At 69.6% G+C, this 14831-nt stretch carries 15 protein-coding genes; 7 read left to right on the top strand and 8 right to left on the bottom strand.

What is annotated here, in order from left to right; genetic code table 11:
• Nucleotides 1-49: 49 nt before the first annotated feature.
• Nucleotides 50-2650: a leucine--tRNA ligase gene (gene leuS / locus QM611_RS07070; protein WP_415079204.1), complete on the bottom strand. Its 2601-nt coding sequence runs from the start codon at nt 2648-2650 to the stop codon at nt 50-52.
• A 79-nt stretch (nt 2651-2729) separates the two neighbouring features.
• On the opposite strand from leuS, the gene QM611_RS07065 reads away from it, so the two are divergent.
• A complete protein-coding gene (locus QM611_RS07065; protein ID WP_415079203.1) occupies nt 2730-3392 on the top strand; it encodes a DedA family protein in 663 nt (220 codons plus the stop codon).
• A gap of 4 nt (nt 3393-3396) precedes the next feature.
• A complete protein-coding gene (locus tag QM611_RS07060) occupies nt 3397-4431 on the top strand; it encodes an App1 family protein (protein ID WP_415079202.1) in 1035 nt (344 codons plus the stop codon).
• Between the two features lie 210 nt (nt 4432-4641).
• Here the strand turns inward: QM611_RS07060 and QM611_RS07055 are convergent, their stop codons facing one another.
• From QM611_RS07055 to QM611_RS07045, 3 genes are read right to left on the bottom strand one after another with little or no spacing between them, the layout of a single operon-like run.
• Nucleotides 4642-5076: a hypothetical protein gene (locus tag QM611_RS07055; RefSeq protein WP_415079201.1), complete on the bottom strand. Its 435-nt coding sequence runs from the start codon at nt 5074-5076 to the stop codon at nt 4642-4644.
• Complete coding sequence (locus tag QM611_RS07050; RefSeq protein ID WP_415079200.1) at nt 5069-5494, bottom strand: VOC family protein; 426 nt, start codon at nt 5492-5494, stop codon at nt 5069-5071. Before QM611_RS07050 ends, QM611_RS07055 begins: the two co-directional genes overlap by 8 nt.
• Nucleotides 5495-5503: 9 nt before the next feature.
• Nucleotides 5504-5899 (bottom strand): helix-turn-helix transcriptional regulator, encoded by a 396-nt coding sequence (locus tag QM611_RS07045; protein WP_415079348.1) that lies wholly within the window; start codon nt 5897-5899, stop codon nt 5504-5506.
• A gap of 91 nt (nt 5900-5990) precedes the next feature.
• Here QM611_RS07045 and QM611_RS07040 point away from each other — a divergent pair, with 91 nt between their 5' ends.
• A complete protein-coding gene (locus tag QM611_RS07040) occupies nt 5991-6716 on the top strand; it encodes an SOS response-associated peptidase (RefSeq protein WP_415079199.1) in 726 nt (241 codons plus the stop codon).
• On the opposite strand, the gene QM611_RS07035 is transcribed toward QM611_RS07040, so the two are convergent.
• From QM611_RS07035 to QM611_RS07025, 3 genes are all read right to left on the bottom strand, one after another.
• Nucleotides 6713-7843, bottom strand: a complete 1131-nt coding sequence (locus QM611_RS07035) for a glycoside hydrolase family 3 N-terminal domain-containing protein (protein ID WP_415079347.1) — start codon at nt 7841-7843, stop codon at nt 6713-6715. The genes QM611_RS07040 and QM611_RS07035 overlap by 4 nt on opposite strands.
• 179 nt (nt 7844-8022) lie before the next feature.
• Complete coding sequence (locus QM611_RS07030; RefSeq protein WP_415079198.1) at nt 8023-8499, bottom strand: VOC family protein; 477 nt, start codon at nt 8497-8499, stop codon at nt 8023-8025.
• A 91-nt stretch (nt 8500-8590) separates the two neighbouring features.
• Nucleotides 8591-10786, bottom strand: a complete 2196-nt coding sequence (locus tag QM611_RS07025) for an MMPL family transporter (RefSeq protein ID WP_415079197.1) — start codon at nt 10784-10786, stop codon at nt 8591-8593.
• Between the two features lie 157 nt (nt 10787-10943).
• Here QM611_RS07025 and QM611_RS07020 point away from each other — a divergent pair, with 157 nt between their 5' ends.
• On the top strand, nt 10944-12131 hold the full coding sequence (locus tag QM611_RS07020; RefSeq protein ID WP_415079196.1) for a carbohydrate-binding domain-containing protein: 1188 nt from the start codon (nt 10944-10946) through the stop codon (nt 12129-12131).
• 53 nt (nt 12132-12184) lie between these two features.
• Here QM611_RS07020 and QM611_RS07015 read toward each other — a convergent pair whose 3' ends face one another.
• Nucleotides 12185-12784 carry a TetR/AcrR family transcriptional regulator C-terminal domain-containing protein gene (locus QM611_RS07015; protein ID WP_415079195.1) on the bottom strand — a complete coding sequence of 200 codons (600 nt, stop codon included), beginning with the start codon at nt 12782-12784 and terminating at the stop codon, nt 12185-12187.
• A 95-nt stretch (nt 12785-12879) separates the two neighbouring features.
• Between QM611_RS07015 and QM611_RS07010 the strand changes: the two genes are divergently transcribed.
• The 3 genes from QM611_RS07010 to QM611_RS07000 form a co-directional block, all read left to right on the top strand.
• Entirely contained in the window at nt 12880-13824 is a 945-nt protein-coding gene (locus QM611_RS07010; RefSeq protein WP_415079194.1) for a hypothetical protein, read from the top strand.
• Nucleotides 13824-14018 (top strand): hypothetical protein, encoded by a 195-nt coding sequence (locus QM611_RS07005; RefSeq protein WP_415079193.1) that lies wholly within the window; start codon nt 13824-13826, stop codon nt 14016-14018. Before QM611_RS07010 ends, QM611_RS07005 begins: the two co-directional genes overlap by 1 nt.
• A gap of 541 nt (nt 14019-14559) precedes the next feature.
• Nucleotides 14560-14831 (top strand): RidA family protein (locus QM611_RS07000; protein WP_415079192.1); only part of this gene is annotated, 272 nt, incomplete at its 3' end.

Raw genomic sequence — 14831 nt, 5'->3', positions numbered from 1 at the left:
TGCACAACTCGCGACGGGCCGCGCCTGTGCAGGGCCAGCGGCCGCGGAATCAGGCGGGGCGCGTCGAGAAGCTCACGACCTTCGGCGGGCGCACAATCGCCTTGACGACCTCGCGCCCCTCCAGCGAGCGCACGACGCGGGCATCGCCGCGCGCGAGCGCCTCCAGCTCGCCGCCGTCGATGCGGGCGGGCACGTCGATCGTCGCGCGCAGCTTGCCGTCGACCTGCACCACCGCGGTCACGGTGTCTTCCACGAGGAGCGTCGGGTCGGCCTGCCGCCACGGCACGAGGCCGACGAACGGCTCGTGGCCGAGGATCTCCCACATCTCCTCCGCCGTGTGCGGCGCGAACAGGTCGACGACCATCGCGATGGTCTCCGCCGCCTCGCGCACGGCGGGGTCGGCGGGCCCGGGGCCGGAGTCGATCGCCTTGCGGGTCGCGTTGACGAGCTCCATGAGCCGGGCGACGACGACGTTGAACTTCGTCTGCTCGACAAGCGCCGGGGCATCCGCCCACAGGCGGTGCGTGACGCGCCGCAGCGCCTCGTCGCCGTCCTTCCACACGACGTCGGGAGCCGACGTGACGTCCTTCGCGATCCGCCACGCGCGCGCCAGAAACTTCTGCGCGCCGGTGGTCGAGACATCCTCCCAGTTCATGTCGTCTTCGACCGGCCCGGCGAACGCGATCGCGACGCGCACGGCGTCGGCGCCGGGGTCTTCCATGCTGGCGGCGAACTCGACGAGGTTGCCCTTGCTCTTGGACATCTTCGAGCCACCCAGCAGCACCATGCCCTGGTTGATCAGGGTGGAGAACGGCTCGGTGAAGTCGATGAGCCCCATGTCGTACAGCACCTTGGTGATGAACCGCGCGTACATGAGGTGCAGGATGGCGTGCTCCACGCCGCCGATGTACGAGTCGACCGGGGCCCACTTGTTCGACTCGCGCGACGAGAACGGCTCGTCCTGGGCGCCCGGCGTCAAAAAGCGCAGGAAGTACCACGAGCTGTCGACGAACGTGTCCATTGTGTCGGGGTCGTGCCGCGCCGGCTCCCCCGTCTCGGGGTCGACGGCCGCCATCCAGTCGTCGATGCCGCCCAGCGGCGACGTGCCCTTCGGGAGCAGGTCGAGCCCCTTCGCCTTCGGCAGCGTGAGAGGCAACTGGTCGTCGGGGATCGGCACGATGCGGCCGTCCTCGGTGTGCACCACGGGGATCGGCGTACCCCAGAAGCGCTGCCGCGAGATGAGCCAGTCGCGCAGGCGGAAGGACTTCGCGGCACGGCCAGAGCCGGATGCCTCCAGCTCGTCGATGATGCGCGCGATGGCATTCCGCTTGCTCAGCCCGTTCAGCGATCCCGAGTTGACCATGCGGCCATCGCCGGTGAGCGCGATGCCGGTCACCGCGGGGTCGACCGAGTCGAGGGATGGCTCGTCGCCACCCGGATCCAGCGGCACGCCCTCGTCGTCGAGCTCGACGACCGGGATCGCGCCGGTGACGGGCGCGGTCGTGTCGACGACGGTGCGCACCGGCAGGTCGAAGACGCGCGCGAAGTCGAGGTCGCGCTGGTCGTGCGCGGGCACCGCCATGACCGCGCCGTGGCCGTAGTCGGCGAGCACGTAGTCGGCGGCCCAGATGGGCAGGCGCTCGCCGTTGACCGGGTTGATCGCGTAGCGCTCGAGGAACACGCCGGTCTTGGGGCGGTCGGTGCTCTGCCGCTCGATCTCGGTCTCGCGCTGCACGCGCTCGAGGTAGTCCTGGAAGCGCAGGCGCACCTCGGCGCTCGCGCCCGCGACCAGCTCCGCGGCCAGGTCGCTGTCGGGCGCGACCACGAAGAACGTCGCGCCGTGCAGGGTGTCGGGGCGGGTCGAGAAAACGGTCACCGTGCCATCCCGGCCCTCGATCTCGAAATCGATGTCGGCGCCGACCGAGCGGCCGATCCAGTTGCGCTGCATCTGGATGACCTTCTGCGGCCAGAACCCCTCCAGCTGGTTCAGGTCGTCGAGCAGCCGGTCAGCGTAGTCGGTGATGCGGAAGAACCACTGGTTGAGCTTGCGCTTGACCACGACGGCGCCGCTGCGCTCCGACGTGCCGTCCGGCAGCACCTGCTCGTTGGCGAGCACCGTCTGGTCGACCGGGTCCCAGTTCACGAGCGCGTCTTTGCGGTACGCCAGCCCCCGCTCGTAGAGACGCTGGAACAGCCACTGGTTCCAGCGGTAGTACTCCGGGTCGCTCGTGTGCAGCACACGGCTCCAGTCGTACGACATCCCGAAGTTCTTGAGGCTCTCCTTCTGCTGCGCGATGTTCGTGTACGTCCACTCGCGCGGGTCGGCGTCGCGCTTGATCGCGGCGTTCTCGGCCGGCAGCCCGAACGAGTCCCACCCCATCGGATTGAGGACGTTGTAGCCGCGGTGCCGCCAGAAACGCGCGACCGCGTCGACGTACGCGTAGTTCTCGGCGTGGCCCATGTGCATGTCGCCGGACGGGTACGGGAACATGCCGAGCACGTACTTGCGGGGGCGGGTGTCGTCGTCGCCACCGGCGCGGAAGGGGTCGTCTTCCGCCCACCGCGCCTGCCACTTCCGCTGGATCGCGTAGGGATCGTAGCCGTCGGCGGAGGGGCTGCCGGAAGCATGCGGAACACGGGTCTGAGACACGAAAAGAGCCAATCGATGCGGAGTCGGGGCCGTCGGGACGGGAGTTCAAGATTACCGGACCGCGCCGTAGGCTCGTTCCGTGAACGAGTTCCTCACCTGGCTGCTCGACCTCGTGCAGAGCGTCGACCCGGTGGCGAGGATCCTGCTGGCAGGGCTCGCGATCATGCTCGAGACGAGCGTGCTGATCGGGTTGGTGGTTCCCGGCGACACCGTCGTGATCGTGGCCTCGACGGCGGTCGACTCTGCCTGGTCGGGGGTCGCGCTCGGCGTCGCCGTGGTCATCGGCGCGCTGAGCGGCGAGAGCATCGGCTTCTGGCTGGGGCGCTTGCTCGGGCCGAAGATCCGCGACTCCCGCCTCGGGGCACGCATCGGCGCGCACCACTGGCGGCGGGCCGAGGTCTACTTGCGGCGGCGGGGCGGGCCCGCCATCTTCATCTCGCGTTTTCTGCCGGTGCTCCACTCGCTCGTGCCGCTGACGGTCGGGATGAGCGGGTTCGGGTATCGGCGCTTCCTCGCCTGGACGCTGCCCGCTTGCGTGCTGTGGGCGGGCCTGTACATCCCGGTGGCGGCCATTGCCGCCGGCACGTATCGCGAGCTCGCCGACCGGCTCCACTTCGCCGGCTACATCTTCGTCGGCGTCATCGTCGTCTTCCTCGTCCTCCTGTACGTCGCCAAGCGACTGCTGCAGCGCTCGGAGGCCAAGCACCTCGCGCTCGACGGCGAAGACGACGTGGAAGACTGAGAGGATGCCTGAGCCCTCCACCTCGTCGCGCGCTCCGCGCCCGAAGGTGCTGTGGCTGGCGCGGCTGGAGTACCGTTACCACGCGTGGCGCGAGCGTCGCGCCCGTGCGCGCGGCCTGAAGCCGACGGTCGCGGCGTTCCCCGGCTACGGGTCGACCGAGTGGGTCCGCGTGGTCGGTCGCGTGCTCATCGTTCCGCCGCGCCGGCGCGGCGGCGGCGAGTTCGCGAGCGTGCGCGGGTGGCGCAGCTTCGCCGGCATCCCGATCGGCTTCGCCCAAGTCTCGATCACCGTCGACGACGCTACCCATGAGGTGGTCGCCGACCGCGGCGGCGTGGTGGACGCGGTGATCCCCGCGTCGCTCGCTCCCGGCTGGCAGACGGTGCGGATGTCGGTGGAGGGCGGCGAGCCCGTCACCACCCGCGTGTTCGTGGTCGGGCGCGACGTGCGGTTCGGTGTCGTCTGCGATGTCGACGACACCGTGATGGTCACGGCGCTTCCGCGGCCCCTTGTCGCGGCCTGGAACTCGTTCGTCGTCGACGAGCACGCCCGCCAGCCCGTGCCCGGCATGTCGGTGCTGCTCGAACGCCTGGCGCGCGACAACGCCGCCTCGCCGCTGGTCTACCTCTCCACCGGCGCGTGGAACGTGGCTCCCACGCTGTCGCGGTTCCTCAGCCGCCACCTGTTCCCGGCCGGCGCGATGCTCTTCACCGACTGGGGGCCGACGCACGACCGCTGGTTCCGCAGCGGCACCGAGCACAAGCTGTCGAACCTGCGCCGGCTCGCGCTGGAGTTCCCGCGCGTGCGGTGGCTGCTCATCGGCGACGACGGGCAGCACGACGACGCGATCTACACCGCCTTCGCGGGCGAGCACCCCGACAACGTTCGGGCCGTCGCCATCCGCCGCCTCTCTCCCGCCGAGGCCGTCTTGGCCGGCGGCCGCACCCACGTCGACGACCACAGTGCCGCCGCGGTGCCGTGGGTGACCGGCGACGACGGCGCCGCCCTGCTCGAAGAGCTCGAGGCCGCCGGCGTCGTCTGACCCGCGCGGCCTCGCTCCCGGCGAGCTGTCACCCCTGCTCCCGCCGCACTTCAGTTGCCGCGTTCTGCAACGCGTGACGCAGATTGCGACAACCGAAGCGCGCGTCGCGCCTGCATCCCGTCTCCGGGATTGTTCAGTTGCCGCGAAACGCGACGCGGGGCGCAGAACGCGGCAACTGAACGGTGGTGCCGGAGCCGTTCGGGCGACCGCTCAGGCGACGGCGCGGGTGACGAGCTCGCGCAAGCGCGCGGCCACGGCGTCCGTTGGCCCGAGCACGGCGAACGAGGTCGCCCACATGGCGCCGTCGTCCAGCTTGGCCGTGTCATCGAACGCGACCGTGCCGTACCTCGTGCCGAATTTCGTCGTCGGCTGGTAGAACACGACGACTTTGCCGTCGCGCGCGTACGCGGGGAAGCCGTAGTACGTCTTCGGGTCGAGCTGAGGCGCGACCTCGGTGACGATGTCGTCGAGCAACTGCGCGATGTCGTGGTCGGAGCCTGTCAGATCGGCGATCGCGTCGGCGCACGCCTGCGCCTCGCGCTCGCGCTTCGCCGCTCCTTTGAGCCCCTTGCTCGCACGTAGTTCGGCGGCGCGCTGCTTCATCGCCTCGCGCTCAGCGTCGCTGAAGCCACTGTTGTCAGCCATTGCTCGTCTCCTTCTGCTGGATGCGGATCATGTTGCCCGCGGGGTCGCGGAACGCGGCGTCGCGCACGCCGTAGTCCTGTTCGATGGGCTCTTGCACGATGTCGGCGCCCGCCGCCTCGATGCGCGCGAACGTCGCGTCGAGGTCGTCGGTCGCGAGGTTCACGCCGAAGTACGAGCCGCGCGCGATCAGCTCGAGCAGCAGTCGATGCTCGTCGTCCGTGATGTCGCGGCCCACCCCGGGCGGGTGCAGCACGATCGCCGTGTCGGACTGGTTCGGCGGGCCGACGGTGATCCAGCGCATGTCGGCGTAGCCGACGTCGAGCCGGACCTCGAAGCCGAGGACGTCGCGGTAGAAGGCGAGGGATGCCTCCGGGTCGGTGTGCGGCAGGAAACTGGAGTGGATCGTGATGCTGCTCATACCCTCACGCTACGGGCGCGCGCCGTCGGGCGCTTCTCGATTCCTGACCGGTCTGGTGATCTGCCGAACGATACACGGCAGCATGCCGGGGCGCACCTCGGCGCCGCGGTCGCGGTACACACTCGGTGCGACGCCGACCAGCTCGGTGAACCGCGTGCTGAACGTGCCGAGCGACGGGCATCCGACCGCGAGGCTCACGTCGGTGACGCTGAGGTCGCCGCGTCGCAGCAGCGTCATCGCGCGCTCGATGCGGCGCGTCATCAGGTACGAGTACGGCGACTCGCCGTAAGCGAGCTTGAATTGCCGGCTCAAGTGCCCCGACGACATGTGCACCTCGCGCGCGAGCGTGGCGACATCCAGCGGCTTGGCGTAGTCGCGGTCCATGCGGTCGCGCACTTTGCGCATCAGCACGAGGGTCTGCAGGTCGGGGCGGGCGCTCACGTCTCGATCGTGCCACGGCCGCGGCGGTGTCGGGGGCCCGGCGTACGCTGACGGTGTGTGCGGACGATTCGTGGTGGCCGATGTCGGATCCGAGCTCGTCACGGTGCTCCGGGTCGACCTCGAGGCCGATCAGCTGCCCGCGCCCTCGTACAACGTCGCGCCCACCGACCGCGTGGCAATCGTGCTCGACTCCGCCAAGACCGACCCGCCGACGAGGCGGCTCGAGCCCGCGCGATGGGGACTGGTGCCCGCGTGGGCGAAGGATGTCTCGATCGGCGCCCGCGCGATCAACGCCCGCGCCGAAGAGCTCGAGGCCAAGCCGATGTTCCGCCGGGCGCTCGACAAGCGCCGCGCGGTGGTGCCGGCCACCGGCTACTACGAGTGGAAGCACGTGCCCGGCCCGGACGGCAAACTGCAGAAGATCCCGCACTACATCCACCCCGCAGGCGGCGACCCGCTGTTCATGGCGGGCCTTTACGAGTGGTGGAAGGATGCCTCGAAGCCCGACGACGACCCCGACCGCTGGCTGCTGAGCTTCACCATCCTCACGCGCGACTCGATCGGGGAGTTCGGCTCGGACCACGACCGGATGCCACTCCTGCTGGCCCCCGACTTCGCCGACGCGTGGCTCGACCCGACGACCGGGAACGTGCGCGACATCCTCGACGCCGCGATCGACGCCGCGCCAGAGATCGCCGCCACCCTCGACAGCCATGTCGTCTCGAAGGCCGTCGGGAACGTGCGCAACAACTCCCCCGCGCTCATCGAGCCTGTGGACTAGTCCCGCACCGGCTCGCACCCGTCGCACGGGGTCAAGCCCCGCCCCTCCGCGGCGAGGCGAAGGCGCAGCGCCATCACCCGTGTTGCCGCCTCGTCGAGCCGCTCTTCAGAGAGCCTCCCGGCGCGCACGGCCGCCATGATGCCGCGCGTGAGGCGGGCCGCGGTGTCGGGGGTCGTGAACATCACCGACAGCACCATGTCGTTGCCCGCGCGCAGCGCCGCGACCGCGTTGGCGACCGGGTCGCTGTACGCATCGAGGCCACTAGCCTCCAGCATCCCCAGGTCGTCGGTGATCGAGACCCCGGTGAATCCGAGCTCGTCCCGCGCGATGCGGTGCCACGTCGCCGACAGCGACGCGGGCGCCTTGTCCACGGCGCGGTAGCGCAAGTGCCCGAACATCAGCAGCGGCACGCCCCGCTGGATCGCCGCCTCGAACGGCGGCGCCTCGCCACGCCGCCATGCCGACTTCGACATCGACGTCGTCGGAATGCCCGCGTGCGAGTCGCCCGCTGCCCCGCCGTGCCCCGGGAAGTGCTTCACCGTCGAGAGCACTTGGCCCGCCTCGCCGTCGACCGCCGCCGCGACCCGGCCGGCCGCACGGCCGGGGCTTGTGCCGAGCGCGCGCCGGCGCATGAAGCCACCGTCGGCGACATCCGCCACGATCCCGAAGTTCACGCCGATGCCCGCGCGCTGCACCAGCGACCCTCGACCCAGGAATGCGTCGCGGGTCGCCGCCGGCTTCTCCCCCTTCAGCGTCACGGCGCCGGGGAAGCCATCCCACGCGAGGCGGCTGACATCGCCGCCCTCCTGGTCGATGGAGATCAGCGGGGGCAGTGCCGCGTCGAGGGTCATCGCCTCCGTCAGCCGGCGCAGGGAGTCTTCGTCGCCCGGCACGTTGGCGCCCATCAGGATGAATCCGCCGACGTGCGTGGATTGCATGTACTGACGAAGCGTGTCGGCATCGGTCGTCGCGATATGGCCCATCACAACACTCGCGGCTTTGCGCCTGAGGCTCATGCCGGCGACGATCTCGGCCGCGTGATCGGGGATGTCGGCGGCCCCCGCCGCCTCCACGCGCAGCGGCGCCGGCTCGTCGGCGGACTCCGCTGACGAGGTCAACGCGCTCACTGGAACCGGCGGCGCCAACGCGGCCGCCAGGGCGCAGGCGACTGCGGTCACGATTCCCCGACGCAGACGGCGGTCCACGGGTCAAGCCTAGCCACGCGCCTCACCTCGCCGGCAACGCCGCTGCGACCGCGCAAAACGCTCGCACTCCCCCATGACTCGCTGACCGGGCGCGGGTGGGGCTACGCGGCATTCGCCGCCGCCTCCAGCGCCGCGATATCGATCTTCCGCATCCCCAGCATCGCCTGCACCGCGCGGCGCGCGCGCTCCGGGTCAGGGTCGCGGATCAACGCGAGCAGGCGGTCCGGCACGATCTGCCACGACAGGCCCCACCGGTCCTTGAGCCAGCCGCACGGCTGCTCGACACCGCCGTCGGCGACCAGGGCGTCCCAGTAGTGGTCGACCTCGGACTGGCTCTCGCAGCCGATGTACAGCGAGACCGCCTCGGTGAACCGGTACTGGGGTCCGGCATCCATCGCGTAGAAGTCCCGATTGCCCAGTCGGAAGTGCGCGTGCATCACTTTGCCGCCGAGCCCGGGCATCTCCGGCCGATAGTGCTCGATCGACACGATCTCCGAGTCGGGCAGCAGCTCGGTGTAGAACCGCATCGCGCCCTCGGCGTCGTCGTCGAACCAGAGGAAGGGAGTCGCTACCGTCATGGGATCCTCCTGGGCTTTCGTCCAGACTCACCGATGACCGTGGTCGGCGCAAGGCGCCGCGCTGCACGCGCCTTGCGCGCCCGGTCGCCGCTCACCGGCCGAGCTTCGAGGGCCACCACACCGGGCGCCCGATGTCGTGCAGCAACGCCGGAACGAGCAGCGCGCGCACCAGGAAGGTGTCCAGCAGCACCCCGAACGCGACGATGAACGCGATCTGCACGAGGAAGAGGATCGGGATCACCGACAGCGCGGCGAAGGTCGCGGCCAGCACGAGGCCGGCCGAGGTGATGACGCCGCCGGTGACCGCAAGGCCGCGCAGGATGCCGTCTCGCGTGCCGTGCCGGCGCGCCTCCTCGCGCACCCGGGTCGCCAGGAAGATGTTGTAGTCGATTCCGAGCGCGACCAGGAACACGAAGCCGAACAGCGGCACCGCCGGGTCGGCGCCCGGGAAGTGAAAGACATTGTTGAACACGAGCGCCGACACCCCGAGCGCGGCGCCGAACGACAGCACGGTGGTGAGCACCAGCACCACCGGCGCGACGATCGAGCGCAACAGCAGCATCAGGATCACGAGGATCACCGCGAGCACCACGGGAATGATGAGGCTCCGATCGTGGATCGAGGCGTCGTTCGTGTCGATCGCCGTCGCGGTCACGCCTCCGACCGCGGCATCCGTCCCGTCGCTCGCGAACGCGACGCGCAGGTCGCGCACGGTTTGTTGGGCCGCATCCGAGTCGGCGGCATCGGCCAGCGTTGCCTGCAGCATCACCGCGCCGTCCACCACGGTCGGCTCGGGCGAAGGAGCTCCCGGCTGCCCGACGGCCGTGATGCCGTCGGTGGTGATCGCGGCGGAGCCGCCCGGGGCGTCGCCGCTCAACACCGCCACGCCGTCCACGCCTGGCGCGCCCAGCAGCACGTCGGCCGCGGACTGCAGTTCGCCCTGCGGCGCCAGCACGTACACGGGGCTGCCGGATCCGCCTGGGAAGTGCTCGCCCAGCACGCGCTGCCCGTCGCGTGCCTGCGACGAGCCGAGCACGAGGTCGGACTGCGGCACGCCCTGCGCGTGCAGTTGCGCAATCCCCACACAGCCGCCCAGCAGCACGAGAGTCGTGACGATCCAGATCGCGCGCGGTCGGCGTCCGATCATCTGCCCTGCTCGCCACCACAGGCCCGTGCGCACCGTGCCGCCTTCGGCCGCCACGACATCGGGCTCGTGCCGCGGCCGCTTCGGCCAGAACGCCGCACGCCCGAAGGCGAAGAGGATCGCAGGCAGCAGCGTGAGCGCCGCGAGCATGGCGAACACGATGCCGATGGATGCCACCGGCCCGAGTGTGCTGTTGGATTTGAGGTCGCTGAACAGCAGGCAGACCAGGCCTGCGATCACCGTGCCACCCGACGCGAGGATCGGCTCAAACGAGGCGCGCAGCGCCCGCATGCTCGCCACCCAGGTGTCGCGCTGCACACGCAGCTCTTCGCGGTAGCGCGCGACGTACAGCAGCGAGTAGTCGGTGGCCGCGCCGATCACGAGGATGAAGAGGATGCCCTGGGTCTGCCCGCTGAGCAGCAGCATTCCCGCCTTCGCCAGCCACCACACGGTCAACAGCGCCACAGTCAGCGCGAACAGGCTCGTCGCCAGCACGGCGACCGGCAGCAGGAGCGAGCGGTAGACGACGATCAGGATGACAAACACCGCCACCAGCGCCACGAGCAACAGCAGCCCGTCGATTCCGCTGAACGCCTCGAGCAGGTCGGCGGTGAACCCAGCGGGCCCCGTGACGAACACCGTCACGCCGGAGGGTGCGGATTCGCGAAGGGTTGCGGAGACCGCCGCGACAGCGTCTCCGGTATCGGCGTCGCGGTCGATGGGGACGAACACCTCCGCCGCGCGGGCGTCGTCGGACGGCAGGAGCGGCGACAGTTCGTCGAGAACCCCCTCGATCTGGGGCAGGTCCTCGAGTGCCTCCTGCAGCACGGCCGTGTCGGCATCCGTCAGCTCGTCCGCCCCTTCGAAGACGACGACCGCGGGAATGGCGTGCGTGTCGCTGAACCCGCCGAGCGCCTCCTGCACCCGCGTTGCGTCCGCCGAGGCCGGAAGATACGTCGTCTGATCGTTCGACGAGACCTCGCCGACCTTGCCGAAGTACGGCCCGCCGATGCTCGCCCCGACGAACCAGGCGAGGATCAGGATCGCCGGCAGGACCACTCGCGCCCAGCGCGGCACGCGGCTGTGCCGCTCCCGGCTCCGGCGGCGCAGTGCGGGGGCGGGCGCGTCAACGTGGTCAGTCATGAGGGAATGCTCCGGGACGCCTCAAGCGTATTCCGTGACGACAGTGAGCAGATCCTCACACCATTGATCCGCCCGTCATAGACGCTCCAAAGAAATGCCATAGGGATGCTTGGTGCACTCGTTTCAGTCAGTCCCGCAGCTTACGAACGGAAGACCAATGAGACACCCCAAGAAGATCACCGCCGGACTCCTCGCCGCGGCCCTGCTGCTCGCCGGCTGCACCGCGACGACCACCGAGCCCCTCGCCATCGGCACCACCGCGGAAACCACGACCACGTCGACCACCACGACGACAACCGCGTCGACGTCCACCGACCCCGACATTGACGTCGACTGGAGCGATCTGCCGACAACCGAGGTGACCTTGACCGACGACGGGCTCGCCATCACCGAGGCCGGCACCTATGTGCTCACCGGCTCCTCGACCGGCCAGATCACCGTCGACACCGACGGCTACGTGCGGATTGTCCTCGACGGCGTCACTATCGACAGCTCAGACGGCGCCGCCATCCAGATCGACAACGCCGAGGCGACCGTCATCGAACTGGCCGACGGGTCCACCAACACGATCTCCGACGCCTCGACGCGCGGCGACGAGGAGATCGACGGCGCGATCTACTCGTCGGACGACCTGTACATCACCGGCGACGGAGCCCTCGACGTCACCGCCGCGTTCGCGGACGGCATCGTGGGCAAAGACGACCTGTGGATTCTCTCCGGCACGATCTCGGTGACCAGTGTCGACGACGGCATCCGCGGCAAGGACTCGCTCAATATCAGCGGTGGCACGATCACCGTCGACGCGGCGGGCGACGCGCTCAAGGCGACCAACGACACCGACCTCGGCGCCGGTCAGCTCAACATCTCGGGTGGAGACATCACGATCGCATCGGGCGACGACGCGGTCAAGGCGGAGCAGCAGGTCTGGATCTCCGGCGGCTCCATCGAGATCACCGAGACCGTGGAGGGCATCGAGGCGCCGGTGGTCGTCATCGACGACGGCGAAATCGCCCTCAACGCTTCGGACGACGGCATCAACGCGGCGGCCTCCGACATCGTCACGTCGGGGCTCAGCGTCACCATCAACGGCGGGGACATCACCATCGTGATGGGCGCCGGCGACACCGACGCGATCGACAGCAACGGCGACCTCACCATCAACGGCGGCACGCTCGACATCACCGCGCAGTCCGCTTTCGACTACGACGGCACCGGGACGCTCAACGGCGGCACGATCACCGTGAACGGAGAGCAAGTCACCGTCCTCGAGAACCAGATGATGGGCGGCGGCGGCGGTGCCGGCGGTGGCGGTGCCGGCGGCGGCGCTGGCGGTGGCCAGCCGTGAGCCGAACCCGCCCGCACCCTCGCCGCGCACGTCGCGCGGCGAGGGTGCGGGCTTTACAGCGTGCGCTCCAGCGCGGACATGATGATGCCCAGTTGCCGCTCGAACCTGACGTGGTCGTTCTCGCGGGCATGTCCGGCGGCACGCGCCAAGGGCGCAGACTCGCCCACGGCGGCGTCGCGGCGATCGAGTGCGTAGCGGGTCGGATCGGCGATGTTCGACTGCGCTCGCTCCTGCTCTTCGATGACAAAGCCGACGACGAACGCCGTGATCAGGTCCGCGGCCGTCACGATGTCTTCGACAGCGTGCCCACTGGCCGTCAGTTGCGCGAGCCAGGGCTCTTGCGCGCGCAGCACGTCCGGATCGGTCAGGCGTGTCCCGCTGAACGTTCGCGCGCCGTCGCGATGCTGCAAGTACTCGGCGCGAAGAGCGCGCGCGTACGCAGCGAGCCCTGCGCGCCAATGGTCATGCTCGATCGCCGCGAGGCTGCGCTGCACGCGCCGCTGGATCTCGGTGCCCATCTCGTCGAGCAGTTCCTGCTTGTTGCGAATGTGCCAGTACAGCGCCGGCGCCTGCACGTCCAGACGCTTCGCCACGGCGCGCACGGTCACGGCGTCGGCGCCGCCCTCGTCGAGGACGTCGAGGGCCGCCGACACGATCCGCTCCCGGGTGATGCCTTTCGCCACGGTTGACAGCTTAACGGCGTTAAGCGACACTGGAACCCCACATAACTTAGTTAAGGAGCACCATCGTGCGTGCTGCCGTCCTGACCTCACCGGATGCCGCTCCGATCTGTGCCGACTTCCCAGACCCCGAGCCGATGCCCGGCCGCGAGCCGCTGCGACTCGTCGCGGCCGGCATGCACCAGATCGTGCGTTCTCTCGCCTCCGGCACTCACTACGGCAGCACGGGCGAGTATCCCCTCGTCGTGGGTGTGGATGCCGTCGCCCGCACTGCCGACGGCACCCTCGTCTACACCGGGGGCACACGTGCCCCGTGGGGCACGATGGCCGAGAGGATCGTGACGCCTTTCGACATCCGCCTGCCGGACGGCGCCGACCCCTACGCGATCGCCGCGGGGATGAATCCGGGGATGTCGGGCTTCATGCCGCTCACTCGGCATCTGGAGCGCCGCGGCGAGCTCGGGACCGTCCTGGTCGTGGGCGCGACGGGAGTCGCGGGCCGCATGGCGGTGCAAGCCGCACTCGCTCTCGGCGCGGCAGGCGTGATCGCCGCCGGGCGCGACTCTGAAACGCTCGCTGGCCTGGACGCGGTGGCTGGCGTCCAGGCCGTCTCGATCGCAGCCTCCGCCGCCCCACTCGCGGAGGCGGTGCGCGAAGCGACTCCCTCGCTCGTGCTCGACTATGTCTGGGGAGCGGCGGCTGAGGCAGCGTTCGCCGCGCTCGCTCGTCGCGGCATGGACGAAGACGACGCCGACATCTCGTATGTGCAGGTCGGCGCGCTGGCCGGATCGAGCGCAGCAGTCCCCGCCAGCTTGCTGCGCAGCCGGCGCCTCACCATCACGGGGAGTGGCGCAGGGTCTGTCTCGATGGCGGCGACGTACGCCCAGCTCCCGAGACTGATGACCCTCATCCGCGACGGCGCCATCAGCGTGCCCTACACCGCGTACCCGCTCGACCAGGTCGCTGCGGCGTGGACCCACACTGGTCGCACGCGCGCGGTCGTCACCCCCTGATGCCGCGCGAGGCCCGTCCTGCTCGCCGCCACGCAGGACGCCGGGCCGCGATCACGGCAACGTCGCTGGAGGAAGCGTGCTCAGACATCCTCGAACTCAGTCGCGAGGGCAACGGCCTCGATGCCGTGCCGAAGAACCCGCGTGCGCCGGTGATGCACCACCGGCCGTTCACGAGCACGGCCGCGTACGTGTGACGACGCGGCTCTGATGTCCAGTGTTCGAGTAAGACAACCACGGTGGACGCCGCCGGATTCAAACCGAACCGTTGGCGTCGGTTCGAGCGCCTTGATTCTAGGTGGCAGCAGGCCAGAACCGCCCGGGAGAACGGCGAAAGCGTCGTCTCGATCACGAGACGGTTCGGTGTCCACCGGATGACGGTGTGGACGCACACGAGAGACCTGATCGCCTGAGAGGCCTCAGTCGCCGAGGACGCGACAAGAAGGTCACGAAGATGCGGACTCAGTTGGATGTGGGAGGCCGCCGGGGCTGGTCTCGGCGCCGTGCCGTCACTGGCGGCCATGGGCGTCGGCACCGCGATCCTGGTGTCCTCCGCGCTGAGCTATCGAGTGCAGCGTGGAAGAAAATGGGGAGTCCATCTTCGCGGCGCGCTACGCTTGTGGTCCGCATGCCCGCGAGGCGCTCCCTCGTTCCCGCGCAACCAGACTGACGAAAGCGAGTGTGAACGCCATCAGCTCCATTTAAGAGATCCCTGCGACCGGTATCGCGCGGTCTGAGATGCCGCTCACGCATGTCGTGCGCGCCGGCGACTTCGTCTACATCGCTGGGCAGATTGCGGTGCGGCCAGACGGTTCGCTGGTCACGGGTGACTTCACGGCGGAAACGCGCGCTGTGCTGGACAACGTCAAGTCCGGAGTGGAAGCCGCCGGGGGCACGCTCGCAGACATTGCCAAGACGACCGTCTTCCTTCTCAACGCCACGCTGTTCGAGCCCATGAACGCTGTCTACCGGGAGTACTTCTCCGAGCCTTATCCCGCGCGATCCACTGT

Origin of the sequence: Microbacterium sp. (genome assembly GCF_047606685.1) — a bacterium.
Taxonomy (GTDB): Bacteria; Actinomycetota; Actinomycetes; order Actinomycetales; family Microbacteriaceae; genus Microbacterium.
Note: the sequence above shows the minus strand (reverse complement) of the source record. Positions and strands in the feature narration are given on the sequence as shown.